The organism is Rhodococcus sp. HNM0569 (assembly GCF_012726205.1).
In the GTDB taxonomy this organism is placed as follows: Bacteria; Actinomycetota; Actinomycetes; order Mycobacteriales; family Mycobacteriaceae; genus Rhodococcus_F.
Window position 1 is genome coordinate 363,412 of sequence record NZ_JAASAE010000001.1, and the last position, 25,943, is coordinate 389,354.

Consider the following 25,943-nt stretch of genomic DNA (forward strand, 5'->3'; position numbering starts at 1 on the left):
AAGCCGCTCGAGCGCGGCGCGCCTGTGCTGTGATCGAGGGTGGCCCGCGCAGTGGCCAGACGACCTACCGGTCCAGCTGTAGGAGGCGGCATGAAGGCTCTCGTGTTCCACGGTCCCGGCTCGAAATCCTGGGAGGACGTGCCGGATCCGGTCGTCCTGAAGCCGACCGATGCGATCGTCCGCATCGAGACGACCACGATCTGCGGCACCGATCTGCACATCCTCGAGGGCGACGTGCCCGCCGTCACCGACGGGCGCATCCTCGGCCACGAGGGAGTGGGCGTCATCACCGAGATCGGCGACGCCGTCACGGACCTCGCGGTGGGCGACCGGGTGATCATCTCGTGCGTGTCGTCGTGCGGGAAGTGCTCGTACTGCAAGAAGGGCGTGTACTCGCACTGCCTCGCCGACGAGGGCGCGCCGGGCATCGGCTGGATCTTCGGGCACCTCATCGACGGCACCCAGGCCGAGTACGTGCGTGTGCCCTTTGCCGAGACCTCGCTCTACCGCGTGCCGGACGGTGTCACCTCCGAGGAGGCGACGCTGATCAGCGACATCCTGCCGACCGGGCACGAGATCGGCGTCCAGTACGGCGCGGTCCGCCCGGGCGACGTCGTCGCGGTCATCGGCGCTGGTCCGGTGGGTCTCGCGGCGATCGCGACGGCCGGGCTCTACGGGCCGAGCCGGATCGTCGCGATCGATCTCGACGCGAACCGGGTCGAGCAGGCGACGAGGTTCGGCGCAACCGACGGCATCGTGTCGTCGGACCCGGACTGGAAGGAGCGCGTGCTCGCGCTCACCGACGGCCTCGGCGTCGATGTCGCGATCGAGGCGGTGGGCGTACCCACGACCTGGAACATGGCCCTCGAACTGGTGCGACCCGCGGGGCACGTCGCGAACGTCGGCGTGCACGGCAAGCCGGTCGAGTTCCCGCTCGACCGCATGTGGATCGACAACATCACCGTCACGACCGGGCTGGTCAACACCGACACGACACCGATGCTCATCAAGCTGCTCGCGCAGCACAAGCTCGTCTCGAAGGAGTTCATCAGCCATCGGTACCCGCTGACCGACATCCTCGACGCCTACGACACCTTCTCGCGCGCCGCGGAGACGAAGGCGCTCAAGGTGATCCTGAACGCGGAGTGATCCTGAACGCGGAGTGATCCGGCCTGTTCAGCTCTCCTGCGCGGCCTTCTCGGCGGCCTGCGCCTGGGCGACCTGTTCAGGGGTGAAGCGGATGAACAGCGCGGCGACGCCGGTGACCAGCGCGCACACGGCGCATCCGACGAGGGCGAAGGTGTACCCGTGCCCCAGCGCGGAGACCTGGTCGGGCGTCATGTCGGCGACCTTGCCGGACACCCCGCCGAGGGACAGCGTCCGCGACGTCGCCATCGCGCCGATCACCGCGAGACTGAGCGGGCCACCGAGTGTCTGGACGACCTGCGCGACCGCGGCGAGGGGCCCGATCTCGGTCTCCCGAATGCCCGCGATCGCGCACAGCGGAAGCGGCACGACCGCGAGCCCCACGCCGAAGCCGATCGCGATGATCGGGACGAACAGGTTGGCGGCGTACGTCGCGCTGCCGTCGAGTGTCGACCCGTAGAGCAGGCCGACGACCATGATCGCGGCGCCCGCCGCGATGAGCCAGCGCGGCGCGACCCGCACGACGAGCTTCGACGCGACGCCTGCGGCGCCGCCGAGACCGATCGCGAAGGGGATGAAGCCGACACCCGCGCGCAGCGGCGAGTACCCGAGGACGTCCTGCACGAACAGCGCGACATAGGCCGCGACCGAGAACATGACGGCGCCCGCGAAGAAGATCGACACGAACGTGGCGACGCGGCTGCGGTCGTCGAACAGCGAGAACGGAAGCAGCGGGTTCTCGGCGCGGCGTTCGACGACGAGGAATGCCGCGAGCAACACGAGCCCGAGGACGAGGGCGCCGATCACCCACACGCTGCCCCACCCGAGTTCGGGGCCCTCGCTGAGCGCGAAGACGATCGCGACGGCGCCGCCCGTCGCGAGCACGGCCCCTGGCACGTCCAGGGCGAGCCTGCGGGCGGCGGTCTCACGCAGGGCGCTCCGGGCGAGGCCGACGATCACGAGACCGATCGGAACGTTGATGAGGAAGATCAGCCGCCACGAGACCTCGGTGAGGGCACCACCGATCACCAGGCCTGCGATGGAGCCGATGCCCGTCATGGCCGCGAAGATCGCGATCGCCTTGTTGCGCGCCGGGCCGGCCGCGAACGTGGTGGCGACGAGCGCGAGCGCCGTGGGCGAGGCGACCGCCGCCCCGACGCCCTGCAGGAACCGCGCCGCGACGAGGCTGATCTCGTCGAACGCCAGGCCGCATGCGAGGGACGCGACGGTGAACAGCGATACGCCCGCGACGAACATCCTCTTGCGCCCGAAGGCGTCGCCGAGCCGCCCGCCGAGCAGCATGAGTCCACCGAAGGCGAGGGCGTAGGACGTGAGGACCCAGTTGCGGCCGCTGTCACTGAGCCCGAGGTCGGACTGCAACGGCGCGAGTGCGAGGTTGGCGACCGTGCCGTCGAGCACGACCATCATCTGCAGACCCGACAGCACGAGGATCGCGGCGCCGAGGACTCGCGTGGCACCCGCCGCCGCGTCCCCGACGGGGCCGGTGCGTGTGGGGCCGGGTGCGGGCTCGGGCGTTCGGTGTTCGGACACGAGAGCCCACGTTACCGAGCAGGTAGGCGTTACCGGCCGTCCGGGGTGAAGGCCGCGACGGCGCCGATCACGACGATCGCCGGGGGCTTGATCTGTTCGTCCCGCACGCGCTGCGCGACCGTCGCGAGATCGGCCCGCACGACGCGCTGTGTGCGGAGCGTGCCTTCCTGCACGACCGCGACGGGAGTGCCCGCATCGCGGCCTCCGTCCATCAGCGCGCCTGCGAACGCTTCGATGCGTTCGACGGCCATGAGCAGCACGATCGTGCCGCCCAGCCGGGCGAGTGCGGGCCAGTCGACCAGCGAATCGGGGTGATCGGGCGCGACATGCCCGCTGACCACCACGAACTCGTGCGTGACGCCGCGGTGGGTGACCGGGATGCCTGCCGCGGACGGCACCGAGATCGCGCTGGTGATGCCCGGAACGACGGTGACCGGGACGCCCGCGGCGACACACGCCTCGAGCTCTTCGTAGCCGCGGCCGAAGACGTACGGGTCGCCGCCCTTGAGCCGGACGACGAACTTGCCCGACTTGGCGCCGTCGATCAGCGCGTCGTTGATGGCCTGCTGCGCCATCGCGCGCCCGTAGGGGATTTTCGCGGCGTCGATCACCTCGACGTGCGGGCCGAGTTCGGCGAGCAGCTCGGCCGGCGCCAGACGGTCGGCGACGACGACATCGGCCTGCGCCAGCAGCCGGCGGCCCCGCACGGTGATCAGATCTGGGTCGCCCGGTCCGCCGCCGACGAGTGCCACTCCCGGCGCGGCCGGCTCGGCCGACATCGGGAGCGCTCCGGATTGCAGCGCATCGAGGACGGCATTGCGCACCGAGGCCGAGCGGCGGTGCTCGCCGCGTGCCAGGATGCCGATCTCGAGGCCGTCGTAGCGTGCGCTCGCAGGCGTCGACGCGGTGCCGCGCACCGCATTGTCGGCGCGGACACAGAACACGCGCTCCTCTTCGGCTTCCGCCACGACCGCCGCGTTGGTGTCGGGCTCGTCGGTGCAGGCGATCGCGTACCACGCGTCGGCGAGGTCGCCGCGCCGGTACTCGCGCTGCGCGAGCGTGATCTGCCCCGATGTCGCGAACGCCTCGACGGCAGGCGTGACCTCGCGCGCCACGACGTGCACGTGGGCACCGGACGCGACGAGCAGACCGAGTCGGCGCTGTGCGACGCTGCCGCCGCCCACGACCACGACGCGGCGACCCGCGAGGTGCAGGCCGACGAGATAGCTCGACTCGGCGGCATCACCCGTGTCGTCGGTGTCCGGCCGACTGTCCCTGCCAGGCCGACTGTCACCGTTCGTGCTCACCGCTGTCCACTCCCCTGCTGTGTTACGACACCATTCTGTGCACCGCCGTGCGGTGGATCCGCCGGGTGCCCCGCCGGCGGGTCTGCCTGCCGGTCACGCATGCAGGCCACGGGTGTTCACTCTACGGCGGCGGCCACGACGACCCCGTCGCGGATGTGCGCGGCCCGCACCACCCGGCCGCCGCCGGACGCGAGGATCGCGGCGGCCTCGGCGACGGACGGGGTACCGACGGCCGCGTCGGCCCGTGCCGAGCGTGACTCGGTTTCGACGGCCGCGAGTTCCGCCGCCTCGAAAGCGCGTACCGGAACGCCGAGTTCGCGTGCGACCGCATCCAACGCGGGCGCCTTGTGCGCGAGGGTCGACAGGCCGGCGAGCGTCGTCCCGAGTTCGTCGGCGACGGCACGGACCGCCGCGGCCAGGACCCCAGGGTGCGTGCGGGAGGCGAAGCCGACCCCGACCCATACAGGGGCGAAGCCGACCCCGATCCACACGGCACCGCTCTCGACCCCTTCCCTCGTCACGCGGACCCCGTGAACGCGCGGGCCGCGCCGACGAACCGGGTGATCGACTCCGGCCGACCGGCTGGGTGCGTGTGCAGGTACGACGCGTGCAGACCGTCTGCCGTGAAACCCTCGCGCGTGACGGAGCCGTCGACTCCGCGCCACGCCCACGCAGCCGGATGTGTGTCCGAGTGCCGCGGCTCGACGACCGTGCGATGGAACTCGTGCCCGGTGACGCGGGCGCCTGCCGGATACAACGGCGAGTCGGCGAGTGCGACGGCGTCGCGGTAGCCGAGGGTGAGCCGGGGTCCGAACGCGCCAACGACGTCGAGCGCGCCCGCCATCGTGATGCCGTCGAGTTCCCGTGCGAGATACAGCATTCCGGCGCACTCGGCGTGCACCGGCCCGCCGTCGCGGACGAATTCGGTCACGTCCGCGAGCAATCGACGATTGCGTGCGAGGACGGAAGTATGTTCTTCGGGAAAGCCACCGGGCAGGATCAGGGCCGCGGTGTCGCGGGGCAGGCGGTCGGTGGCGGGATCGAATTCGGTGACCAGCGCGCCCGCCGCGGTGAGCAGTTCACGATGCTCGGCGTAGCCGAAGGTGAACGCGGCGCCGGCCGCGAGCGCGACGCGCACCGCGGGGCTGCCGGTGCTCCCCGGGCCGCCTGTCTCGGCGCGCGCATCCCATGCGGGGCCCGCCGCGGCGGCGTCGGCCAGCGTCCGGACGGCGGCGACGTCGACGTGGGCCCGGACGATGTCGGTCATCGCGTCGACCGCCGCGCGTGCCGGGCCGCCGTGTTCCGTGGCGGTCACGAGGCCCAGGTGACGCGACGGCACCGCAAGATCTGCGCTGCGGGGCACGGCGCCGAGCACAGGCAGGCCCGCACGGACGCACGCGGCCCGCAGCACGTCCTCGTGGCGCGCGCTGCCGACATTGTTGAGGATCACGCCTGCGACGCGCACGGACGCGTCGTAGGTCGCGAACCCGTGCAGCAGCGCGGCGAGGCTCTGGCTCTGCCCGCGGACGTCGACCACGAGCACGACGGGTGCACCGAGCAGCGAGGCGACGTGCGCGGTGGACCCGAGCGCGACCGGATCCACCGACTCGGGCACGATCCTGCCGTCGAACAGCCCCATGACGCCTTCGACGACGGCGACCTCGGCGCCTGCGGTGCCGTGCCGGTACAGCGGCCCGATCCGCTCGGCGCCCACGAGGACCGGGTCGAGATTGCGGCCGGGCCTGCCGGTCGCGAGCGCGTGATAGCCGGGGTCGATGTAGTCGGGGCCGACCTTGAACGGCGCGACGACGTGCCCTTCCGCACGCAGCGCGCCCATGAGGCCGGTCGCGACGGTCGTCTTGCCGCTGCCCGAGGACGGGGCGGCGATCACCACCGCAGGCGTCACCACGCGATCCTCGTCATGACAGCGCCGTCCGTCACCACTCGATGCCCTTCTGTCCCTTGCGTCCCGAATCCATGGGGTGCCGGATCTTCGTCATCTCGGTCACGAGGTCGGCGGCGTCGACCAGTTCGGTGGGCGCGCGGCGGCCGGTGATCACGACATGCTGGTTGCCCGGCCGCGAGCGCAGCACGTCGACGACCTCGTGCACGTCGACCCATCCCCACCCGAGCGGGTAGGTGAACTCGTCGAGCACGTAGAAGGTGTGCGTCTGCGCCTGCAGGCGCCGTGCGATCTCGCGCCAGCCTTCGAGCGCCGCCGCGGCGTGATCTTCCTCGGTGCCCTGCTTGCGGGACCACGACCAGCCTTCGCCCATCTTGTGCCACTCGACCGCTCCGCCCGCGCCGGTCGACTCGTGCAACTCGCCGAGCGCGCGGAACGACGCCTCTTCGCCCACTTTCCATTTCGCGCTCTTCACGAACTGGAACACGCCGATGTCGAAGCCTTGGTTCCATGCGCGCAGCGCCATGCCGAACGCCGCAGTCGACTTGCCTTTCCCGTCGCCGGTGTGCACGGCGAGCACCGGGGTGTGACGACGCTGACGTGTGGTGAGGCCGTCGGCGGGAACCTCGTTCGGCACGCCTCGGGGCATTCGCTCTCTCCTTCGCGATTACGTTGCCGTCCGGATTCGGACGGAGTAGTGCTCGTGCGGCGGCAGGTTCGGGCCACCGCGTTGTCGGGCCACCGTCTCGTCAGGCGGCGGCGGCGCGGACGACACCTGCGACGTGGTCGGCCGACAGCTCGGCGAGTTGCAGGCAGTCGCCACCCAGGTCGCGCGCGAGCTGGGCCGCGAGACCGAGGCGCACCATGCCGGATTCGCAGTCGACGACGACCGACGCGAGCCCACCCCGCGCGAGGGCCCGTGCGGCGCGGCGGGCGGACGGCAGCGCGTCGCGACCGCCGGTGGCGCGGCCGTCGGTGAGCGCGACGAGCAGTGCGCGCCGGTGCGGATCGCGCAACCGCTCGCGCCGCAGCACGTCGGAGACGGTGGCGAATCCCTGTGCAAGCGGGGACTTTCCGCCGGTGCGCAGGTCTCCCAGGCGGCGAACCGCGACGTCGACCGAGCCGGTCGGCGGGAGCGCGACCGTCGCGTCGCGTCCACGCGCGACGACGACGGCGACCTTGTCACGCCGCAGGTAGGCGTCCCGCAACAGCGACACGACCGCGCCGGTCACCGCGCTCAGCCGGTCACGCGCGGCCATCGACCCGGAGGCGTCGACGAGGAAGACGACGAGATTGCCTTCGCGGCCGCGACGTTGCGCGCCGCGTGCATCGTCGGCCGCGAACACCATTGTGCCGCCGCGTGTTCCGCGCAGATGATCACCGCGCGTTCCACGCAGAGGATCACCGCGCGTTCCGCGCAGAGGATCACCGCGCGTTGCGCGCTCGTGTTGGTGCGGAAGGGCGGCGAGGACGGTGCCCGGTACATGCAACCCGCCGTGCGGGCGGGCGGTCGCGCGGACCACCGCCCCGCGCTCGCTGCGTGAACGCGACCGGCGGCCGGACGCGCCCGTGCCCATGCCCGGCACCTCGAGTCGGCGCGCCCGGAACTGGCTGCCGTTGTCGGCACGGGCGCCGGACGGCGTCGGTGCCCCACCGCCGCCGGGATCGTCGGGACCGTCCGGCCCGTCCGGGTCGCCGCCGCCGGTCTCGGGGTCGCTCGGGCCGTCACCGCCGGGCTCGCCGCCACCCGCATCCCCCTGACCCGACTCGTCGGTCTCGGTCCGCCCGTCGTCCGCCGCCGCTTCGTCGAAGGCCTGGTCGAGTTCGCGGTCGTCGAGCCCGGGTTCGTCGAACGGGTCTCGGCGCCGTCGGTGCGGGAGGGCGAGTTCGACGGCGACCCGTACGTCGTCGGCGTCGACTGTGTCGTGTCCGCGCCATGCGGCATGCGAGCGGGCGGCGCGCGCCACCACGAGATCGGCGCGCATGCCTTCGACGTCGAGCGACGCGCACACCGACGCGATACGGCGCAGTTCGGCATCCGGCAGCTCGACGCCCGCCAGGGCTGCGCGTGCCCGCGCGAGCGATTCGGCGAGTGCCTCGTCCTCGGCCCGCCACCGGCGGGCGAAGGCGTCCGGGTCGGCGTCGTAGGCGAGCCGCCTCCGAGTGACCTCGACGCGGACGTCGACGTCTCGTGACGCGGCGACGTCGACGGCGAACCCGAAGCGGTCGAGTAGTTGCGGACGCAACTCTCCCTCTTCGGGATTCATCGTGCCGACGAGGACGAACCTCGACGGGTACGACTCGGAGATGCTGTCGCGCTCGACGTGCACACGGCCCATCGCGGCGGCGTCGAGCAGGACGTCGACGAGATGGTCGGCGAGCAGGTTGACCTCGTCGACGTAGAGCACGCCCCCGTCGGCGTCGGCGAGCAGGCCGGGCGCGAAGCGATGTACCCCGTCGGCGAGCGCGCCGCGGACGTCGATCGAGCCGACGACGCGGTCCTCGGTCGCACCAATCGGCAGTTCGACGAGACGCGCGGTGGGCGACGACAGCAGGCGCGCGAACGCGCGGACCGTGGTGGATTTCGCGGTGCCCTTCTCGCCGCGGACGAGGACGCCGCCGATCGCGGGGTCGACCGCACACAGGATCAGCGCGAGCCGTAGCCGCTCCTGGCCGACGATCGCGCTGAACGGGTACGGCGCGGGAGACCGCTGGCTCGCGCGGGGCACCGACTCGGTGTGATGCGTGAGATGGAACTCGGTGTGCACGGCGGCTTCCCTTCACTCCCGGTGTCCTCGCCGGAAGAAGTGGACGGATCGGGATGCCGCGGCGATCTGGCTGGGTCTCGGCGTGCCGAGGCCGTCACAGTGGCGGGACCGCGCCTGGTTCGAACAGGACTTCTCCGCGTGGCATCCGCCGGAAACAGTATCGCGCCCCCGCTCCGGCGTGCGGAGCGGGGGCGCGAGAGGAAAAGCTGTGGCTCAGACCGCGGCGTGTACGCCTGCGCGCGTCTCGTCGAGCTCGAGGACCTTCGACGACCAGTTCCACACCTGTTCGAACAGCTCCGGGTTGTCGGACAGCTTGACGCCGAGCGATGGAACCATCTCCTGCAGGCGCGGACGCCACGATTCGAACTCGCGCGGGAAGCAGCGCTGCAGGACGTCGAGCATCGCCGGGACCGCGGTGGACGCGCCGGGCGAGGCACCCAGCAGGCCGGCGATGGTGCCGTCGCCCGCGTTGACGACCGCCGTGCCGAACTCGAGGACACCGCCCTTGCCCTTCGCGCGACGGATGACCTGCACGCGCTGACCCGCGGTGATGAGCTCCCAGTCCTGGCCGAGCGCGCGCGGAACGAATTCCTTGAGCGTCTGGATACGACCCGATTCGCTCATCGCGAGCTCGCCGACCAGGTATTTGACGAGACCGAGTTCGCTGACGCCGACGCCGAGCATCGACAGCAGGTTGTTCGGCTTGACCGACTTGGGGAGGTCCGTGACGCGGCCCTGCTTGAGGAATTTCGGCGACCAACCGGCGTACGGACCGAACAGCAGGCCCGGCTGGTGCCCGATGACGCGCGTGTCGAGGTGCGGGACCGACATCGGGGGCGCACCCACGGCGGCCTTGCCGTACACCTTGGCGTGGTGCTGCTCGATGAGCGCGGGGTTGGTGCAGCGCAGGAACGCGCCGCTGACCGGGAAGCCGCCGAAACCCTTGGCTTCTTCGATGCCCGAGCGCTGCAGCAGGTGCAGTGCACCGCCGCCCGCGCCGACGAACACGAACTTGGCCCGGACGATCTTCTTCTGGCCGGTGCGCCGGTTGACGACCTTGACCACCCAGCTGCCGTCGGACTGCTTGGTGAGGTCGGTGATCTCGTGACCGAAGTGCACATTGCCGCCCGACGCTCCGAGGAAGCCGACGAGCTGACGCGTGAGCGCTCCGAAGTCGACGTCGGTGCCGTGCTGGCTCCAGTTGAGCGCGACGGGATCGGAGAAATCGCGTCCGCGTGCCATGAGCGGGAGGCGGCGAGCGAACTCGTCCGGGTCGTCGATGTACTCCATGCCGGCGAAGAGCGGATGGTCGGCGAGCGCCTCGTAGCGGGCTCGCAGGTACTTCACGTTCTTCTCGCCGTGCACGAAGCTCACGTGCGGAATCGGGTTGACGAACTCGCTCGGCTCGGTGAGGATGCCGTGCTCGACGGCGTAGGACCAGAACTGGCGCGAGACCTGGAACTGCTCGTTGACGTTGACGGCCTTGGTGGTGTCGACGGTGCCGTCGGCCTTCTCGGGCGTGTAGTTCAACTCGCACAGCGCCGAGTGCCCGGTGCCCGCATTGTTCCACGGGTCACTGCTCTCGGCAGCGACGGCGTCGAGGCGTTCGAACAACGAGACGGACCAGTCCGGTTGGACCTGTCGCAGAATCGCACCGAGCGTCGCGCTCATGATGCCTGCACCGACGAGCACTACATCGGTCTTCGTCTCTACCACTTTCTGATCTGACACTGGAGAATCGACTTCCTTAGTCACTGAGCCATGCGGGTCCGCTGGTGCGTATCGGGAGTACAGGTTACTCGCGCGTTCCGGTGCGCCTTACCACCCCCGATTGTCCTCCTCCCCGCAGCCGCGGGGCGAGCCGTAGATTTGTGATTGTGACTACTTGGGTGCCAGACGTCCTCGGCGACGGATATCAGCAGCTCACGCTTCCGCTCGGTGACGACCCCGACGGTGAGGGCCAGGTCGTGGCGACGCTCGTGCGCTACCGGCCGTCGGACGACCCGCCTCGCCCCCGCGGCGCCGTACTGTACGTGCACGGTTTCACCGACTACTTCTTCCAGCAGCATGTCGCGGAGTTCTTCCACCAGCGCGGTTACGCATTCCACGCGCTCGATCTGCGCAAGTCGGGCCGGTCGCTGCGCCCGGGGCAGACCGCGCACTTCGTCACCGACCTGCGGTTCTACGACGCCGAGTTGGACGAGTCGATGCGGGTGATCCGCGACGAGGTGGGTGACGAGGCTCCCGTCGTGCTCGTCGCGCATTCGACCGGCGGCCTGATCCTGCCGCTGTGGCTCGATGCCCGCGCCTCGGCGGGTACGCCGGTCCGGTCGGTGGCGGGGCTGGTCCTCAACAGCCCGTGGTTCGACCTGCAGGGCCCGGCCTTCCTGCGCTCGTGGGGCACCGCGCTCGTCGACGGGGTCGGCCGGGTGTCGGCGAAGACCGTCATTCCGCTCGCGAAGGTGGACAGCTACGGCAGCAGCCTGCACATCGACCACCACGGCGAGTGGAGCTACGACCTCACCTGGAAGCCGCTGTCCGGTTTTCCCGTCACCTTCGGGTGGATGCGTGCGATCCGTCACGGCCATGCTCGGCTGCACCGGGGGCTCGACGTGGGGGTGCCGTCGCTCGTGCTGCGGTCCAAGCGGTCGCGGCATCTGTCCCGCTACGGCGACGGTGCCGACGCGGCCGACCTCGTGCTCGACGTGCGGCAGATCGCACGGTGGGCGGGTTGTCTCGGCGACCGCACGACGATCGCACCCGTCGAGGGCGCACGGCACGACGTCTTCCTGTCCACCGAGGTGCCGCGGACACGGGCGTTCGAGGAGGTCGACCGTTGGCTCGGTGAGTTGGCGGAGGTCACCGAGCCCACCGCACGGAGCATCTCGTGAGGCATTTCGACGTCGCCGTCATCGGCTCGGGTAGCGGCAACCTCCTGGTGGACAGCCGATTCCGCGACAGACGGGTCGCCCTCCTCGAGGAAGGCACTTTCGGCGGCACGTGCCTGAACGTCGGCTGCATCCCCACGAAGATGTTCGTGCACACCGCCGATCTCGCACGGGCCGTCGAGCGCGCGTCGGTGTTCGGGATCGACGCGGCCGACCCCGCAGTGCGGTGGAACGACGTGGTGGCGCGCGTATTCGGCCGCGTCGACCCACTGTCCGAGTCGGGCGAGCGCGCCCGGGCCGAGCGCAGTCCGCACGTCACGCTCTTCCGAGGACACGCCGAGTTCGTCGGCGAGCGCATGCTCGACACCGGCACCGGCGAACGGATCTCGGCCGACCAGGTGGTCGTCGCGGCGGGGTCCCGGCCGGTGATCCCCGAGGTGGTGACGGACGCGGGCGTGCCCTTCGAGACGAGCGCGACGATCATGCGGCTCACGCAGTTGCCGGAGCGTCTCGTGATCCTCGGCGGCGGCACCATCGCGGCCGAATTCGCGCACGTGTTCTCGTCGTTCGGGGTGCACGTCACGGTGCTCGCTCGTGGGCCGATGCTGCTGCGCCGCGCCGACGACGAGATCGCCCAACGGTTCACCACCCATGCCCGCACGCTGTGGGACGTGCGGACCGACGCGCACGTCGAGAGCGTGCGCGGGGAGGCGGGGGCCGTCGAACTCGTTCTCGCCGACGGGGCGGTCGTGCGGGGCGACTGTCTGCTCGTCGCAACCGGACGGCAGGCGAACGGCGATCGCATCGGCGCCGCCGCAGGCGGGGTCGAGATCCGCGACGACGGCCGCGTCGTGGTCGACGAGTGGCAGCGTACGAGTGCGCCGGGGGTGTGGGCGCTCGGCGACGTGTCCTCGCCGCACCAGCTCAAACACGTGTCCAACCACGAGGCTCGCGTCGTCGCACGCAACATCCTGGGCGGGTCGTGGACGGACACGTCGACGCTCGACCGCAGCGACCACCGTTTCGTCCCCGCCGCGGTGTTCACCGATCCGCAGATCGCGACGGTCGGGCTCACCGAGCGCGACGCGCGCGGCGCCGGCTACGACGTCGCGGTCGGCAGGCGTGACTACTCCGGTGTGGCCTTCGGCTGGGCGTTGGAGGACACGACCGGCTTCTGCAAGGTGGTCGTCGACCGCGCGAGCGGCGCACTGCTCGGCGGACACATCCTGGGTGCCGAGGCATCGACGCTGGTCCAGCCGCTCGTGCAGGCACTCACCTTCGGGCAGAGCGCGGCCGAGGTCGCGCGCGGCCAGTACTGGATCCACCCCGCACTCACCGAGGTCGTCGAGAACGCCCTGCTCGAGGCGGCCGACTCGTGACCGTCGCGAAGTCCGTCGCACTGTTCGCCGTGGCGGCACTGTTCGAGATCGGCGGCGCATGGCTCGTGTGGCAGGGCGTGCGCGAGAATCGCGGCCTGCTGTGGATCGGGTTCGGCATCGTCGCGCTCGGCGCCTACGGGTTCGTGGCGACGGCGCAGCCCGACGCGAACTTCGGCCGCATCCTCGCCGCGTACGGCGGCGTGTTCGTGGCGGGCTCGCTCGCGTGGGGCATGGTGATGGACGGCTTCCGCCCCGACCGCTACGACCTCGCGGGCGCGCTGATCTGCCTGATCGGTGTGGCCGTCATCATGTACGCGCCCCGCTGACTCACCAGGGGCTCGACCGGAGCACGATCTCGGTCGCGAACTCGGCGGGTGCGTGCATCGGCACGCTCGTCACCCCGCCCAGTTCGACGACCCGGAAATCCGCGTAGACGTAGCGCCCGCTGCCCTCGGCCTCGGGCGCACGACGCTCGTCGGCCACGAGCACGGTGGTGGGGAGTTCGACTGCGGGGCAGTCGGTTCCGGGAGCGATGCCGTTCAGGCTCGGCACCGCTGGGTGCCCGCGGTCGGCGACGACGAGGCTCGTGAACCGCCCGAACTGGCGCGCCGCGAGCTGCCACGCGAGTTCGGCACCCTCGTCGACTCCCACGAGGTGCACCCACCCGACGCCGAGCGCGTCGAGCACTCCCATCACGGTGTCGGCATCCAACCCGTCGCGCACGTCGGGGACGACGGTGCGCAGATCCGATGTGTGCAACCGCGAGCACACGTCGTCGAACACCTCGGGCGCGTCGGTGGCACCGGGCAGCAGGAGCACCGAGTGCGGATTGGTCACGCCACCCTGCGCGACCGACACCGTGTGCCCACCGACCGTCAACTGCGTCGTCTCCATGCGCACGAAACTACGCGATCGCGCCGCGGGCGCGGGGCGGGTTGTCCGTGCACCGGTTGCGCGCCGTCTCTTGCCCATCGGCGCCCGAGGCCCTATGGTTCATTACATGAGTAATGAACCAGTCCACCGGTGGTGGTGACTCGTGCTCGACGACGGGAAGCCCCTCTTCCGGCAGGTCGCGGAAATGATCGAGAACGCGATCGTGGACGGCTCGCTGCCCGAGGAAGCACAAGCGCCGTCGAGCAACGAACTCGCGGCCTTCCACCGCATCAATCCCGCGACGGCGGCGAAAGGCCTCAACCAACTGGTCGCCGACGGAATTCTCTACAAGAAACGAGGCATCGGGATGTTCGTCACGACGGGTGCCCGCAATGCGCTCCGCTTCCGCAGGCGCGAGGCCTTCACCGAGCAGTACATCGCGCCGCTCGTCACCGAAGCCCGCAAGCTCGGCCTCGGCCCGGACGAACTCGAAGGCATGGTCCGCGCCTACCTCGCCCCCGCACTCGCCACTCCCCCGAACCCCAGGCTCGACGAACGAGAGGAAGCACGATGAGCGCCGCGACACTGACGACGCACACCGCCCCGGACACCGAGCCGGCCGTCGCCCGGATCCGCGGGGTGACCAAGGAATTCGGCACGATGAGGGCACTCGACGACGTGTCCTTCGAGCTGCGACCCGACACCATCTACGGGCTCCTCGGCCGTAACGGCGCGGGCAAGACCACGCTCATGCAGATCATGACCGGGCAGGCCTTCCAGACGTCGGGCGAGGTGTCGGCCTTCGGGGCGGTGCCACACGAGAACCGCGACGTGCTCGAGCAGATGTCGTTCGTCAAGGAGAGTCAGCGCTACCCGGACGACTACCGGGTGAGCCATGTCGTGCACGCCGCGAGCAGGCTCATGCCGCGCTGGAGCGGCGAACTCGCCGACCGGCTGTTGCACGACTTCGATCTCCCGATGCGCCGCAAGGTCAAGAAGCTCTCGCGCGGTATGACCTCCGCACTGGGCGTCACGATCGGACTCGCGTCGCGTGCACCCCTCACGTTCTTCGACGAGCCCTATCTCGGCCTCGACGCCGTGGCGCGGCACCTCTTCTACGATCGCCTGCTCGAGGACTACGCCGAGCACCCGCGCACCGTCGTCCTGTCGACCCACTTGATCGACGAGGTGGGCGATCTGCTCGAACACGTCCTGCTCCTCGATCACGGTCGCCTGATCGTCGACGCGAGCGCAGACTCCCTGCGCGGCACCGCGCTCTCCGCGACCGGACCCACCGACCGCGTCGACCGTCTCGCGCAGCACATGACCGAGATGCGTCGCGAAACCCTCGGCGGTCAGAGCCGGGTCGCGTTGCGCGGCACCGTGTCCGACGCCGTCCTCGACGACGCCGCGCGCGACGGGGTGCACATCGAACCGCTGCCGCTGCAACAACTCGTCGTCGATCTCACGTCGACCGACGGCGCTGTCTCCCAGACCACCGCTGCACGAAAGGATCCGCGATGATCACCCGCCTCTGGAATGTCGCCCGCGTCCACACCGTCGCGTGGCCGCTGCTGCTGGGGTGGCCCGCCGGCGTGCTGCTCGTCAGCTTCCTCATCCCGTTCGCGATCTTCGCGATCATCGGAGACACCGGCAACGACTTCAACTTCACCGGCAGCGTCAGCTCGGTTTTCGGCGTGAGTCTGGCGTTCTACCTGGCGGCGATGACGCAGACCTTCCCGTTCGCGCTCGGCCTGAGTGTCACCCGCCGTGACTATTTCGTCGCGACCCTGGGGGTCGCCGCGACGCAGACCGTCACCTTCGCGGTCGCGCTGCAGGGACTCGCGGTGCTCGAACGCAACACCGACGGCTTCGGCGTCCACATGCGGATGTTCGACATCCCCGGGATCTTCACGTCGAACTTCCTCGTCCAGTTCGCCACCTACGTCGCCTTCCTCGCGCTCGTCGCCGCGCTCGGTCTCGCAATCGGCGCCGTCCACCTGCGGTGGCGCGTCACCGGCCTGTACACCGTCGCGGTCGCGGCACTCCTCGCGCTCGGTGCCGCGGCACTGGTGATCACGTGGCAACGCTGGTGGCCCGCCATCGGCTCGTGGTTCGTGGACGTCCCGCGCGTGGTGCCGATGGTGGCACTGCCCGCAGGCCTCACCGTCGTCGCTGTCGCGGCCGCCTGGGCGACGCTGCGCCGCGCGACCGCCTAGGGCATGTCTGACAATCTTCGGATCCAGGCGATGACCGCGTTGAGGACGGCTGCTGCGCGGTAGACGATCGCGAGCCCGTCGTACCGAGTGGCCAGTCCGCGCCACTGCTTCAGGTGACAGAACCGCCGCTCGACGACGTTGCGGCCGCGGTAGTCGACCTCGTCAAACACTGTCGGGCGGCCACCGCGCGATCCACGTCGGCGCCGATGCCCGGCCTGATCGGACGGTTCGGCGATGACCGCACCGATCCCACGTCGGCTCAGCAGTTCCCGGTTCGCGCGGGAGGAGTAGGCCTTGTCGCCGCGGACCCGATCGGGTCGGGTCCGCGGCCGGCCACCTCCGAGCCTCGGAACGCGCAGATGGCCGAGGAGGTGCGGAAACGCTGGACTGTCGCCGGACTGGCCGGGCGAGACGAGCACGACGAGGGGCAGTCCATGGCCGTCGACGAGGTGATTGATCTTCGTCGACAGGCCGCCACGAGATCGACCGATCGCGTGGTCAGGCGGCTCGATCGAAGGATTCGTGTAATTCGACGCATCCCCCTGTGTGGCGGGTGGTGTTCGTGGCGTGCTGGTGAGCACGGACGATGGTCGAGTCCACCGACACTGCCCAGTCGATGATCCCGGCTGCGTCGGCGTGAGTGAGTAGCCGTTGCAGGATCCGGTCCCAGGTGCCGTCGCCGGCGCGACGGCGGTGCCAGGTCCAGATGGTCTGCCACGGCCCGAACACCTGGGGCACGTCCCGCCACGCGATCCCGCAGCGGTAGCGGTAGACGATGCCTTCGATCATCGACCGAGCGTCGGAGAACGGGCGGCCACGCCGACCCGTCCTCACCGGAAGCAGGTCCGCGACGAGCTCCCACTGATCATCCGACAACACTCGTAGCCGTGTCATCCCAACAGCTTCACACCAACCGGTCGGCTGGCGCTGCATGCGCCCGGAAATGAAGCCACCGTCATATAGCTTCGGTGTGGACGAAAGGGGACAGCCATGGGTGCCGATCACGTGATCGAACGGGCGGACTTCGGCGACGCCGGTCTCGCCGCCTTTCTCCAGGCCCACCTCGGTGACATCGCCCCGACAGCACCGGCAACCAGCCGCCACGCACTGGATATGGCGGGGCTCATGCATCCGTCGGTTCGACTCTGGGTTGTCAGGCACCGCGGTGACGTCGTCGCGACCGGGGCCCTCGTCATGCTCGAACCAGGCCACGAAGAGCTCAAGAGCATGCGAACAGCTCCCGAGTCGCGCGGACGCGGGATCGCACGGCTCCTCCTGGAGCATCTGTTGCACGATGCCAGAATGCGAGGAGTGTCGAGGATTTCGCTCGAAACCGGTTCGATGGACTTCTTCGAGCCTGCCCGCCGCCTCTACTCCTCCTCCGGATTCGTTCCGTGCGGCCCTTTCGGGCGCTACGAGATGGATCCGAACAGCATCTTCATGACACTGGCGTGGTGAGTCGTCACGGTTGTGCTTCTCGGTCATGTTTAATGGGGGCGTGATTACCCGCGCACAGCTCTGGTGGCCGCGCTCCATAGCGGCCTGATCGACTGTGTCTTCGGCCGTCTCTCCGGTGGCCGATTACTCTCGCTTCCTGCGGTGATACCGGCTGGTGCGATGGGGTGGCCTCGATTTCGAGAGGAACCCCCAGATGACCCGTGACAGAGACAAGCCTCCTGTGGTTGGGATCGGCGAGATGCTGATCAGTTCCCGCTCACTTGCCGAGTACAAGGCCATGTTCAATCTCACCGAGAGCGACTTGTCTCGGAGGATTCTGGACTGCCCAGGTGGTGCGGCAGGTTTCACCAGTGCCGTGAACGGTCTCGGCGGTGACGTGACCGCGTGTGACATGGCGTATTTCGACGGCGACGCTGAGCAGTTCGCCGGCATAGTGGCGGCCGAAACCGATCGCGGGAACCGGTACATCCGTGCCCACGCTGAGCACTACGACTGGACCTTCTTCGCGGACCCCGACGAGCATCTTCGCCTACGACAGCACGCGGCCGCGGATTTCGCCGCGGACCTCAGCCGGAACCCCCACCGCTACGTCCCGGGACGGCTGCCTACCCTGCCGTTCCCTGATGCCAGCTTCGACCTGGTACTCAGCTCCCACCTGCTGTTCAGCTATTCCGATCGTCTCGACCCGATCTTCCACCTCGATGCGATCACCGAACTGATGCGCGTCTGCCACGGTGAGTTGCGGATCTTCCCCCTGGTGGACTCCGCATCCGCGGCCCTCTATCCGCATCTGGACACAGTGCTCACCGAACTTCGGAACCGGGGGGTCGCGGGTGAAGTTGTCGAGGTCGGGTATCGCTTTCAACGCGGTGCCTACGACATGCTGGTCTGTCGTCACATCGCCCGTGAGGCATCGTGAACCGCCATCGGGGGATCCGCCTGATCAGCGGATCAACGCTCTGCCAGCAATTCTCGGACATGTCCTAGGCCCAGCGGCGCCGAAAGGTGTGTGGGCGGCGCCTGCGTGGGGCGCCGGGTGGGACGCCTCAGCCGAGAGTCGTACCCACCGTCGGCAGGCCGGACGGGGCGCCGTGGTCCAGCAGTTCGCGCACGAAGTCCATGTCGAGATGCGTCTCGACGAGATCGGCGAGCAGGTCGAGTTGGCGCATGCGTTCGGCGACGACCGAGGTGCCGGGGGCCACGACGAAGCCGTCGACGCCCGCGAGCGACGCGCACATGGTCACGAACCGGCGCCGGAACTCGTCCGACTCGAGCAGACCGTGCCAGTGTGTGCCGAACACGGCGCCGCGCACGCTGCCCTCTCCCGCGCCGTCGACGGTCGTCAACCACGCCGGGTCGCCCGAGCGCACCACCCGACCGTGATGGATCTCGTAGCCGCGCACCGGGATTCCCTCGGAAGTACCGCTCACCTGGGCGAGCACTTTCGTCTCGGCGAACTCGACGTCGACGTCGAGCAGCCCCAGCCCCGTGACGCGTCGGGGTTCCCGGCTCTCGACGGCGTCGACGACGGAGGCGCCGAGCATCTGGTAGCCACCGCACACGCCCAGCACGGGCTTGCCTGTCCGCGCGTGCACCATGATCGCGTCCGCGAGTCCCGTGCTGCGGAGCCAGGCGAGGTCCGACACGGTGGCCTTCGATCCCGGGAGCATCACGACATCGGCGCCGTGCAGTCGTGATGGGTCGGTGACCCACCGCACCGCGACGCCCGGCTCGCACGCGAGGGCCTCGACGTCGGTCGAATTCGAGATCCGCGGGAAGCGCACGGCGGCAACCGTGAGCCAGCGGTCGCCGTGCGGCGGCGCCGGCCGGCCCACCGGCGAGTCGGCGGTGACCGACAGCGAGTCCTCCGCATCGAGCCACAGGTCCTCGGCGAACGGCAGGACACCGACGGTGCGCCTCCCGGTCGCCTGTTCGAGGCTGTGCAGGCCTGGTTCGAGCAGCGCCGGATCGCCACGAAACTTGTTGACCACGAAACCCGCCACGAGCGCCTGGTCCTCCGGCGACAGCACCGCAAGCGTGCCGAACAGGTGTGCGAGCACGCCCCCGCGATCGATGTCGCCGACGACGAGCACAGGGAGCCGCGCGGCACGCGCGAGACCCATGTTCGCGATATCGGTGCGGCGCAGGTTGATCTCGGCGGGCGACCCCGCGCCCTCGCACACGACCACGTCGAACTCCGCGCGCAGCGCCTCCAGGTCGGCAGCGACCGTCTGCCGCAGCCGGTCCCGGTGTGTCATGTAGTCGCGCGCCCCCACCGTCGTGACAGGTCGGCCGTGCACGACGAGTTGCGACGTGCGGTCGCTGCCCGGCTTGAGCAGCACCGGGTTGAAGCGGATGCTGGGCTGCAGCCCACATGCACGCGCCTGCAGTGCCTGCGCGCGGCCGATCTCGCCGCCGTCGAGCGTGACGACCGAGTTGTTGGACATGTTCTGTGCCTTGAACGGCGCCACGCGCACCCCGCTGCGGGCGAGCGCGCGGCACAGCCCGGCCACCACCACGCTCTTGCCGGCGTCCGACGTGGTGCCTGCGACCAAGAGTGCGCCGGCCCGCGGCGCCCCGGCGGTCAAGGCAGCGTGAGAATCTCGGCCCCCGACTCGGTGACCACGAGGGTGTGTTCGAACTGCGCCGTCCACTTGCGATCCTTGGTGACGACCGTCCAGCCGTCTTCCCAGATCTCGTAGTCGACCGTGCCGAGGTTGATCATCGGCTCGATCGTGAACACCATGCCCGGCTCGATGATCGTGTCGACGTCCGGCTGGTCGTAGTGCAGGATCACCAGTCCGTTGTGGAACGTCTCGCCGATGCCGTGGCCCGTGAAATCACGGACCACGCCGTAGCCGAACCGGTTGGCGTACGACTCGATGACGCGGCCGATCACGTTGAGGGCGCGACCGGGCTTGACCGCCTTGATCGCGCGCATCGTGGCCTCGTGCGTACGCTCGACGAGCAGCCGCACGTCCTCCGACACGTCGCCCGCGAGGAAGGTGGCGTTCGTGTCGCCGTGCACTCCCCCGATGTACGCGGTGACGTCGATGTTGACGATGTCGCCGTCCTGCACGACGGTCGAGTCCGGGATGCCGTGGCAGATCACCTCGTTGAGCGACGTGCAGCACGACTTGGGGAAACCGCGGTAGCCGAGCGTCGACGGGTAGGCCCCGTGGTCGATCATGTAGTCGTGCGCGATGCGGTCGAGTTCGTCGGTCGTGACGCCGGGCCGCACCGCCTTGCCCGCCTCCTGCAGGGCGCCCGCCGCGATGCGGCTCGCGACGCGCATCGCCTCGATCGTCTCCGGGGTCTGCACCCACGGCTCGTGGCCCTCGTTCGCCGTGGGCTTCCACGCATACTCGGGGCGTTCGATACCGGACGGCACCGTCAGCACGGGTGACACGGTTCCGGGGGTCAGGACGGCGCGATCGGACATGCCACCAGGGTATGCCCCGCCGCCACGGCCGCGCACATGTGCCCGAGGTGCGTCGCGGGTTCGGTCGAGGAGCTGCGGCTGCGGAGCTCGCGCTCCGCCCGGCGCAGAAACGTCGGCGAGGTGATCATCTCGCCGTCCGACAGGACCGCGACCGTGGTGCGACCCGAGTCGATGCCGACTTCCGCGTCGATGTCCGGCAACGACGCCTGCTCGAAACCGAACCCGTTGCGGGTGAGCCGGATCGACTACCGGTCGTCCTCGCGGGACCGACACCACGGCGCACCGACCTTGCGGCCCTTCCGCTTTCCTGAGTCCGAGCGCTTCACCCCGGTCGCCGGGCAGGCATCCGCGATTCGCGCAGGTCACTCCTGGCGGAGCACGAAACGCTGCACCTTCCCGCTCGGCGTCTTGGGCAACGACTCGACGAAGTGCACGGTGCGCGGGTACGCATGCGCCGCGAACTTGCGTTTGACGAGATTCTGCAACTCCCCCGCGAGGGCCTCGGACGCGTCGACGCCCGGCCGCAGCACGACGTACGCCTCGATCACCTCGCCACGCAGCTCGTCCGGCTTTCCCACGACCGCGGCTTCGATCACCGCGTCGTGCATCACGAGAACACTCTCGACGTCGAACGGTCCGATCCGGTAGCCCGCCATGATGATCACGTCGTCGTCGCGCGCCGAGAAATAGAAACGTCCGTCCTTGTCGGTCTGTCCGGCATCGCCGGTGAGATACCAGCGTCCGTCCGCGGTGTAGCGGGACGCGGTCTTGTCGGGTGCGTCGAGATAGCCCGCGAACCACAGCAGGGGGCTCGCGGTCGTGTCGATCGCGACGCGGCCCGCGACGCCCGGCGCCGCGACGGTGTCCGCGTCGTCCTCGAGCACCGCGCACGACCAGCCCGGCAACGGACGTCCCATCGAGCCCTCACGGACGTCCTCGCGCACGCCGTCGGCCCAGGCGTTCGCGATGAACATGCCGTGCTCGGTCTGGCCGTAGTGATCGCGCACGACGACACCGAGCTGCTCGCGCGACCACGCGACGACATCCGGCGTGAGCGGCTCGCCCGCGGACGATGCGCGCCGCAGCCGCAGCTCCGCGGGTGGGGTCGCGGCGTCGGCCCGCAAGCTGCGATACACCGTGGGCGCCGCGGCGAAGTTGGTGACGCCGAACGTCTCGATCACGCGCCAGGTGAGATCGGCCGAGAATCCCGCGTGGAGCAGGATGCTGCGGCGACCGGTCGCGAGCGGCGCCAGCACCGCGTAGTACAGCCCGTACGCCCAGCCGGGATCGGCGGCATTCCAGAACACGTCGTCGTCGCGCACGTCGAGTCCGAACTCCTGGTACGCGTGGAACGACGCGAGCGCGCGCACCGGCACCGGCACACCTTTCGGGGTGCCGGTCGTGCCGCTCGTGAACAGCTGCACGAGGACTCCGTCCCCGCCGACCGCGACGCGGGCGCCCGACGGGTCATCCGCGTCGTGTTCACCGAGCAGGCGAGAGAAGTCGTCGTACTCGTCCGTCGACGCCGTGTCCTCGTCGCCGCGGGCGACGACGACGCGCCAGCCCGGATCGGCGGGCATGTCGTCACCGGGCGCGAGCTTCGCGAGCTGCCCCGCGTCGACGACGACGGCCTTCGCGTCGCTCGCGGTCAGGCGCAGCGCGATCGCGGCGGGCGCGAACGCCGTGAACAGCGGCACGTGCACCGCGCCGCGGCGCCAGATCCCGAGCAGCGCGATCACGAGCTCTGCCGACTTGCCCATGAGCGTGCCGACACGATCGCCCGGCTCGACGCCCAGGCCCGCGAGCGCTGCCGCGAACTTCGCGGACTCCGCCCGCAGGTATCCGTACGTGAGGTCGGCGGCCGTCAGGTCGGATTCGACGACGGTGAACGCGACCGCGTCGTCGGGATGCCGGTCGCACAGCAACTCGGCCGCACACGCGCTCTCGGTGTCGTACTCCCCGAGCAGCGCGGCCACACGGTCCGCGAAACCGGAGGCGTCCGCGCGCGCCGGGCCCGAATTGTCCACCGTCATGTCTCTCCTCGTCTCGCTCTCGTCCCGGATGCCGTCCCCACGCCTGCTCGCCGTACGGGACGTCGCACCGGTGTACCGCCAGTCGTTATGATTCACATCACATGCGCTGTGCACCACCCCCGGAAAGGGGTGCTCAGCCGTCGGAAAGAGGTGACCCGGGTGTCGAACACTGCCGCTTCGTCGAACACTGCCGACCTGCTACGGCCGCGCGACACGGACGCCTTGCGCGCCGCCACCCGCTCACTCGCGTCCGGCCGGGTGGCACCCGTGCTGTTCGCCGGCGAGGTGGTCGACGACACGCTGCGGCTCACCGAGTTCTCGGGCACCCGCACCAACAGCCTCCGCGGGCTGTCCGTCGCGAGCAGTTCCGGTCTGGGCGGCCGCGCGGTGGCGCAGCGCGGCCCGGTCGCGGTCCGCGACTACGGACGCGCCGTGTCCATCACCCACCACTACGACGCGCCGGTGCTCACAGAGGGCCTCCGGTCGATCGTTGCCGTACCCGTCGTCGTGCGCGGCCACCCGCGTGCCGTGCTGTATGCCGCGACGCGCCAGTGCATCTCGATCGGCACGCGCATCACCGATCCGGTGTTCGGTGCGGCGCGGGCACTCGCGACCGAGATCGAGACCCGCGACGAGGTCGACCGCCGGGTACGTCTGCTGGCGGCCGCCGCGGCCGAGCGGACGAGCGGCGTGCGGCGCGAGGAGCTGCGCGACCTGCACTCCGAGCTGCGGGCCGTCGCGCGCGACGCGGACGATCCGTCGCTGGCGGCCCGTGTCCAGTCGATCGCGTCGCGCCTCGCACGGCTCACGCACCCCGGCGAGGGCGAGTGGCGCGAGGGCAGCCGGGAGCAGGGCAACGCGCCCACGGTCGACGTCACGCTCAGCGCACGCGAGTTGGACGTGCTGGCGCACGTCGCGCTCGGCTGCACCAACCGCGACGTCGCCGAGCGCCTGTCGGTCGGTGCCGAGACGGTCAAGAGCTATCTGCGTTCCGTGATGGCGAAGCTCGACGTGCACACTCGACAGCAAGCCGTCGTCGCGGCACGGAGGCGGGGGCTGCTGCCGTAGCAGGACGTTGCGGCGGAGCGGCGCATTCAGTAGTCGTCGGGCAGCGCTGCCAGCATGTCGCGCGTGATCGCGACCGCATTGTCCGAGCTGCCGCCACGCACCACGAGCGTCGCGAATGCGAGATCGCCGCGGTAGCCCACGAACCACGCATGCGACCCGCCGTCCACCTCGGCCTCTCCGGTCTTGCCGTACACCGCACCCTGGTCGGCCACCCGCTCGGCGGTGCCGCTCGTGACGACCAGCCGCATCATCGTGCGCAGGCCGTCGATCGTGGCAGGCGAGAGCCCGTGCCCGTCGCCGTCCGCGGCGTCGACGGTGGTGTCGCTGCCGAGCAGCAGGTGCGGCACGGGTGTCTCGCCGCTCGCGACCGTCGCCGCGGCGAGCGCCATGCCGAACGGGCTCACCAGCACGCGGCCCTGCCCGAAGCCGTCCTCGGTGCGCTGGACGATGTCGTCCGCGGGCGGAACCGAGCCCGTCTCGGTCGGCATACCGACGACGGAATACGTGGCGCCGATGCCGAACCGCGCCGCCGCATCGGTCAGCGCGTCGGGCGTCATCTCGCTGGCGAGCTTCGCGAAGGTCGTGTTGCACGAACGCGCGAACGCGGTCGCCATCGGAACGTTGCCGAGCGAGAAGCCGTTGTAGTTGGGCACGCTGCGCTCGCCGATCACGATCGAGCCCGGGCACGGCACGGTCGTGTCGGGTGTCGCGGCACCCGAGTCGATCGCGGCCGCGGCCGTCACCATCTTGAACGTCGAGCCCGGCGGGTACAGGCCGGTGAGCGCGACCGGCCCGTCCCGGTCGGCCGCCGCGTTCTGCGCAACCGCCAGGACGTCGCCGCGGGACGCGTCGAGCACGACGGTCATCGCCTGATCTCGTGCGACGTCGACAGCAGCCTGGGCGGCGACCTGCACCCGGCGGTCCAGGCTCATCGAAAAGGACGGAACCGGCTGTGCCGCAGTCTCGGTCAGCACCCCGACATCTGCGCCGTTGCGGTTGACGGTCACCACACTCCAGCCGGCCTTGCCTTCGACCTGGTCGATCACGGTCTTCTTGACCTGGCTCACGAGGTCCGGTGCGAACGCGCGATCGGTGGGCACCAGGTCCGCTTCCTCGGTGACACTCACCCCGGGGATCGCCTCGAGCACGGTCGCAACGGTGTCGTAGGCGTCCTGGCGCAAGCGCGTGACGAGATAGGGGCCGTCGCCGCCGATCGCCGACTCCGCGACCCCCTGCGCCGTGAGCGTCGCGTCGTAGGGTCGCAGCGCATCGGTGACCGCCCGTGCCGACGCACGCACGTCCGCCGTCTTCGCGGCCGACAGCGCGACGCGATACACCGTTCCCGGCACCAGCACGTCCGAGCCGGCGCGTTCGTTGACCCGCGCCCACGGCGGCGCCGCCGCGCGCAACACCATCGTCTGCCGTTCGCCCAACTCGGGATGCACATCCGTCGACGTCCAGCGCACCTGCCATTCGCCGCCGCTGCGGCCCATCTGCAGTTCGCCGTCGTAGGTCCAGACACGGTCCTTGGGCAGGTGCCAGCGATAGGTGTACGCGACCGTCGCGGTGTCGCCGTGCACGGACGCGGCGCCCGCCGTCGCCTCGAGCGCGTCGGCCTGCAGCGACTGCCACGTCTGCCCGAGGATCTCCCGTGCGGCGTCCGGCCGGTCGACCGCCCCTGCGGCCGCGTCGATGTCGCGCGCCGCGAATGCGTCGAGAAAGGCCTGCGCGGCGGGCACCGGCCCGGCCTGTTTCGGCGTGCACGCCGGCACCAGTCCCACCACCAGCAGGGCCGCGGCCGCAGCCGGGAAACGGAACGTTCGAGATCTCATCGCGCACATAGTATGTGCGCACACGGCAATTCTCGTGTGTACGCGCAGGGGATTCGGGGACACGGACCCTCGGCGG

The 25,943-nt window shown here is 70.2% G+C and carries 23 protein-coding genes and 1 pseudogene; 10 read left to right on the top strand and 14 right to left on the bottom strand.

Features of this window, described 5'->3' with window-relative positions; genetic code table 11:
• Positions 1-90 precede the first annotated feature (90 nt).
• Entirely contained in the window at positions 91-1,149 is a 1,059-nt protein-coding gene (locus HCA44_RS01685) for a zinc-dependent alcohol dehydrogenase family protein (protein ID WP_169646778.1), read from the top strand.
• A 27-nt stretch (positions 1,150-1,176) separates the two neighbouring features.
• Here the strand turns inward: HCA44_RS01685 and HCA44_RS01690 are convergent, their stop codons facing one another.
• From HCA44_RS01690 to mqo, 7 genes are all read right to left on the bottom strand, one after another.
• Positions 1,177-2,592, bottom strand: coding sequence for an MFS transporter (locus HCA44_RS01690; RefSeq protein ID WP_346764537.1), 1,416 nt, complete (start codon positions 2,590-2,592; stop codon positions 1,177-1,179).
• A 134-nt stretch (positions 2,593-2,726) separates the two neighbouring features.
• Positions 2,727-3,911 (bottom strand): uroporphyrinogen-III C-methyltransferase, encoded by a 1,185-nt coding sequence (gene cobA / locus HCA44_RS01695; RefSeq protein WP_206037597.1) that lies wholly within the window; start codon positions 3,909-3,911, stop codon positions 2,727-2,729.
• A 209-nt stretch (positions 3,912-4,120) separates the two neighbouring features.
• The gene (locus tag HCA44_RS01700; RefSeq protein WP_346764517.1) at positions 4,121-4,525 is read right to left on the bottom strand and encodes a cobalamin biosynthesis protein; all 405 of its coding nucleotides are present in this window, start codon (positions 4,523-4,525) and stop codon (positions 4,121-4,123) included.
• The gene (locus tag HCA44_RS01705) at positions 4,522-5,913 is read right to left on the bottom strand and encodes a cobyrinate a,c-diamide synthase (RefSeq protein WP_346764518.1); all 1,392 of its coding nucleotides are present in this window, start codon (positions 5,911-5,913) and stop codon (positions 4,522-4,524) included. Before HCA44_RS01705 ends, HCA44_RS01700 begins: the two co-directional genes overlap by 4 nt.
• 28 nt (positions 5,914-5,941) lie before the next feature.
• Entirely contained in the window at positions 5,942-6,556 is a 615-nt protein-coding gene (gene cobO / locus HCA44_RS01710; protein WP_169646780.1) for a cob(I)yrinic acid a,c-diamide adenosyltransferase, read from the bottom strand.
• Between the two features lie 100 nt (positions 6,557-6,656).
• Positions 6,657-8,636, bottom strand: a complete 1,980-nt coding sequence (locus HCA44_RS01715; protein ID WP_169646914.1) for a VWA domain-containing protein — start codon at positions 8,634-8,636, stop codon at positions 6,657-6,659.
• 252 nt (positions 8,637-8,888) lie between these two features.
• Positions 8,889-10,430 (bottom strand): malate dehydrogenase (quinone), encoded by a 1,542-nt coding sequence (gene mqo / locus HCA44_RS01720; protein WP_169646781.1) that lies wholly within the window; start codon positions 10,428-10,430, stop codon positions 8,889-8,891.
• Positions 10,431-10,552: 122 nt separating this feature from the next.
• On the opposite strand from mqo, the gene HCA44_RS01725 reads away from it, so the two are divergent.
• Genes HCA44_RS01725 through HCA44_RS01735 form a run of 3 tightly spaced genes read left to right on the top strand, consistent with a single transcriptional unit; the run spans position 10,553 to position 13,268 of the window.
• The gene (locus tag HCA44_RS01725) at positions 10,553-11,566 is read left to right on the top strand and encodes an alpha/beta hydrolase (protein WP_169646782.1); all 1,014 of its coding nucleotides are present in this window, start codon (positions 10,553-10,555) and stop codon (positions 11,564-11,566) included.
• On the top strand, positions 11,563-12,942 hold the full coding sequence (locus HCA44_RS01730) for a mycothione reductase (RefSeq protein WP_169646783.1): 1,380 nt from the start codon (positions 11,563-11,565) through the stop codon (positions 12,940-12,942). Before HCA44_RS01725 ends, HCA44_RS01730 begins: the two co-directional genes overlap by 4 nt.
• Positions 12,939-13,268, top strand: a complete 330-nt coding sequence (locus HCA44_RS01735) for a YnfA family protein (RefSeq protein WP_169646784.1) — start codon at positions 12,939-12,941, stop codon at positions 13,266-13,268. Before HCA44_RS01730 ends, HCA44_RS01735 begins: the two co-directional genes overlap by 4 nt.
• A 1-nt stretch (position 13,269) precedes the next feature.
• On the opposite strand, the gene HCA44_RS01740 is transcribed toward HCA44_RS01735, so the two are convergent.
• Entirely contained in the window at positions 13,270-13,836 is a 567-nt protein-coding gene (locus HCA44_RS01740; protein ID WP_169646785.1) for an alpha/beta hydrolase, read from the bottom strand.
• 142 nt (positions 13,837-13,978) lie between these two features.
• Here HCA44_RS01740 and HCA44_RS01745 point away from each other — a divergent pair, with 142 nt between their 5' ends.
• The 3 genes from HCA44_RS01745 to HCA44_RS01755 are packed head-to-tail and all read left to right on the top strand — an operon-like array spanning position 13,979 to position 16,034.
• Positions 13,979-14,389: a GntR family transcriptional regulator gene (locus tag HCA44_RS01745; RefSeq protein ID WP_169646786.1), complete on the top strand. Its 411-nt coding sequence runs from the start codon at positions 13,979-13,981 to the stop codon at positions 14,387-14,389.
• Entirely contained in the window at positions 14,386-15,339 is a 954-nt protein-coding gene (locus HCA44_RS01750; RefSeq protein ID WP_169646787.1) for an ABC transporter ATP-binding protein, read from the top strand. Before HCA44_RS01745 ends, HCA44_RS01750 begins: the two co-directional genes overlap by 4 nt.
• Positions 15,336-16,034, top strand: a complete 699-nt coding sequence (locus tag HCA44_RS01755) for an ABC transporter permease (protein WP_169646788.1) — start codon at positions 15,336-15,338, stop codon at positions 16,032-16,034. Before HCA44_RS01750 ends, HCA44_RS01755 begins: the two co-directional genes overlap by 4 nt.
• Here the strand turns inward: HCA44_RS01755 and HCA44_RS01760 are convergent.
• Positions 16,031-16,928 (bottom strand): annotated as a pseudogene (locus HCA44_RS01760) (IS5 family transposase). The gene HCA44_RS01755 and the pseudogene HCA44_RS01760 sit on opposite strands and share 4 nt — an antisense overlap.
• Before the next feature lie 96 nt (positions 16,929-17,024).
• On the opposite strand from HCA44_RS01760, the gene HCA44_RS01765 reads away from it, so the two are divergent.
• Both HCA44_RS01765 and HCA44_RS01770 read left to right on the top strand, forming a co-directional pair.
• Entirely contained in the window at positions 17,025-17,492 is a 468-nt protein-coding gene (locus HCA44_RS01765) for a GNAT family N-acetyltransferase (RefSeq protein ID WP_169646789.1), read from the top strand.
• Between the two features lie 193 nt (positions 17,493-17,685).
• Positions 17,686-18,411: a methyltransferase domain-containing protein gene (locus tag HCA44_RS01770; protein WP_169646790.1), complete on the top strand. Its 726-nt coding sequence runs from the start codon at positions 17,686-17,688 to the stop codon at positions 18,409-18,411.
• A gap of 127 nt (positions 18,412-18,538) precedes the next feature.
• On the opposite strand, the gene HCA44_RS01775 is transcribed toward HCA44_RS01770, so the two are convergent.
• From HCA44_RS01775 to HCA44_RS01790, 4 genes are all read right to left on the bottom strand, one after another.
• Positions 18,539-20,080 carry a cobyric acid synthase gene (locus tag HCA44_RS01775; RefSeq protein ID WP_206037495.1) on the bottom strand — a complete coding sequence of 514 codons (1,542 nt, stop codon included), beginning with the start codon at positions 20,078-20,080 and terminating at the stop codon, positions 18,539-18,541.
• On the bottom strand, positions 20,077-20,934 hold the full coding sequence (gene map, locus HCA44_RS01780) for a type I methionyl aminopeptidase (RefSeq protein WP_169646792.1): 858 nt from the start codon (positions 20,932-20,934) through the stop codon (positions 20,077-20,079). Before map ends, HCA44_RS01775 begins: the two co-directional genes overlap by 4 nt.
• Complete coding sequence (locus HCA44_RS20735; protein WP_206037496.1) at positions 20,913-21,134, bottom strand: hypothetical protein; 222 nt, start codon at positions 21,132-21,134, stop codon at positions 20,913-20,915. The genes map and HCA44_RS20735 overlap by 22 nt, the downstream gene beginning before the upstream one ends.
• 162 nt (positions 21,135-21,296) lie before the next feature.
• A complete protein-coding gene (locus HCA44_RS01790; RefSeq protein WP_169646793.1) occupies positions 21,297-22,967 on the bottom strand; it encodes an AMP-binding protein in 1,671 nt (556 codons plus the stop codon).
• Between the two features lie 159 nt (positions 22,968-23,126).
• Here HCA44_RS01790 and HCA44_RS01795 point away from each other — a divergent pair, with 159 nt between their 5' ends.
• Entirely contained in the window at positions 23,127-24,035 is a 909-nt protein-coding gene (locus HCA44_RS01795; RefSeq protein ID WP_346764519.1) for a LuxR C-terminal-related transcriptional regulator, read from the top strand.
• A gap of 26 nt (positions 24,036-24,061) precedes the next feature.
• Here the strand turns inward: HCA44_RS01795 and HCA44_RS01800 are convergent, their stop codons facing one another.
• Complete coding sequence (locus tag HCA44_RS01800) at positions 24,062-25,876, bottom strand: penicillin-binding transpeptidase domain-containing protein (protein WP_206037605.1); 1,815 nt, start codon at positions 25,874-25,876, stop codon at positions 24,062-24,064.
• Between the last annotated feature and the right edge of the window lie 67 nt (positions 25,877-25,943).

Excerpts from the sequence above, each read along its gene's own strand:
- HCA44_RS01685 (WP_169646778.1), top strand. The coding sequence starts at position 91 with ATGAAGGCTCTCGTGTTCCACGGTCCCGGCTCGAAATCCTGGGAGGAC.
- cobO (WP_169646780.1), bottom strand. The coding sequence starts at position 6,556 with ATGCCCCGAGGCGTGCCGAACGAGGTTCCCGCCGACGGCCTCACCACA.
- HCA44_RS01740 (WP_169646785.1), bottom strand. The coding sequence starts at position 13,836 with ATGGAGACGACGCAGTTGACGGTCGGTGGGCACACGGTGTCGGTCGCG.
- HCA44_RS01750 (WP_169646787.1), top strand. The coding sequence starts at position 14,386 with ATGAGCGCCGCGACACTGACGACGCACACCGCCCCGGACACCGAGCCG.
- HCA44_RS01755 (WP_169646788.1), top strand. The coding sequence starts at position 15,336 with ATGATCACCCGCCTCTGGAATGTCGCCCGCGTCCACACCGTCGCGTGG.
- HCA44_RS01765 (WP_169646789.1), top strand. The coding sequence starts at position 17,025 with ATGGGTGCCGATCACGTGATCGAACGGGCGGACTTCGGCGACGCCGGT.
- HCA44_RS01770 (WP_169646790.1), top strand. The coding sequence starts at position 17,686 with ATGACCCGTGACAGAGACAAGCCTCCTGTGGTTGGGATCGGCGAGATG.
- map (WP_169646792.1), bottom strand. The coding sequence starts at position 20,934 with ATGTCCGATCGCGCCGTCCTGACCCCCGGAACCGTGTCACCCGTGCTG.
- HCA44_RS01790 (WP_169646793.1), bottom strand. The coding sequence starts at position 22,967 with ATGACGGTGGACAATTCGGGCCCGGCGCGCGCGGACGCCTCCGGTTTC.
- HCA44_RS01800 (WP_206037605.1), bottom strand. The coding sequence starts at position 25,876 with ATGTGCGCGATGAGATCTCGAACGTTCCGTTTCCCGGCTGCGGCCGCG.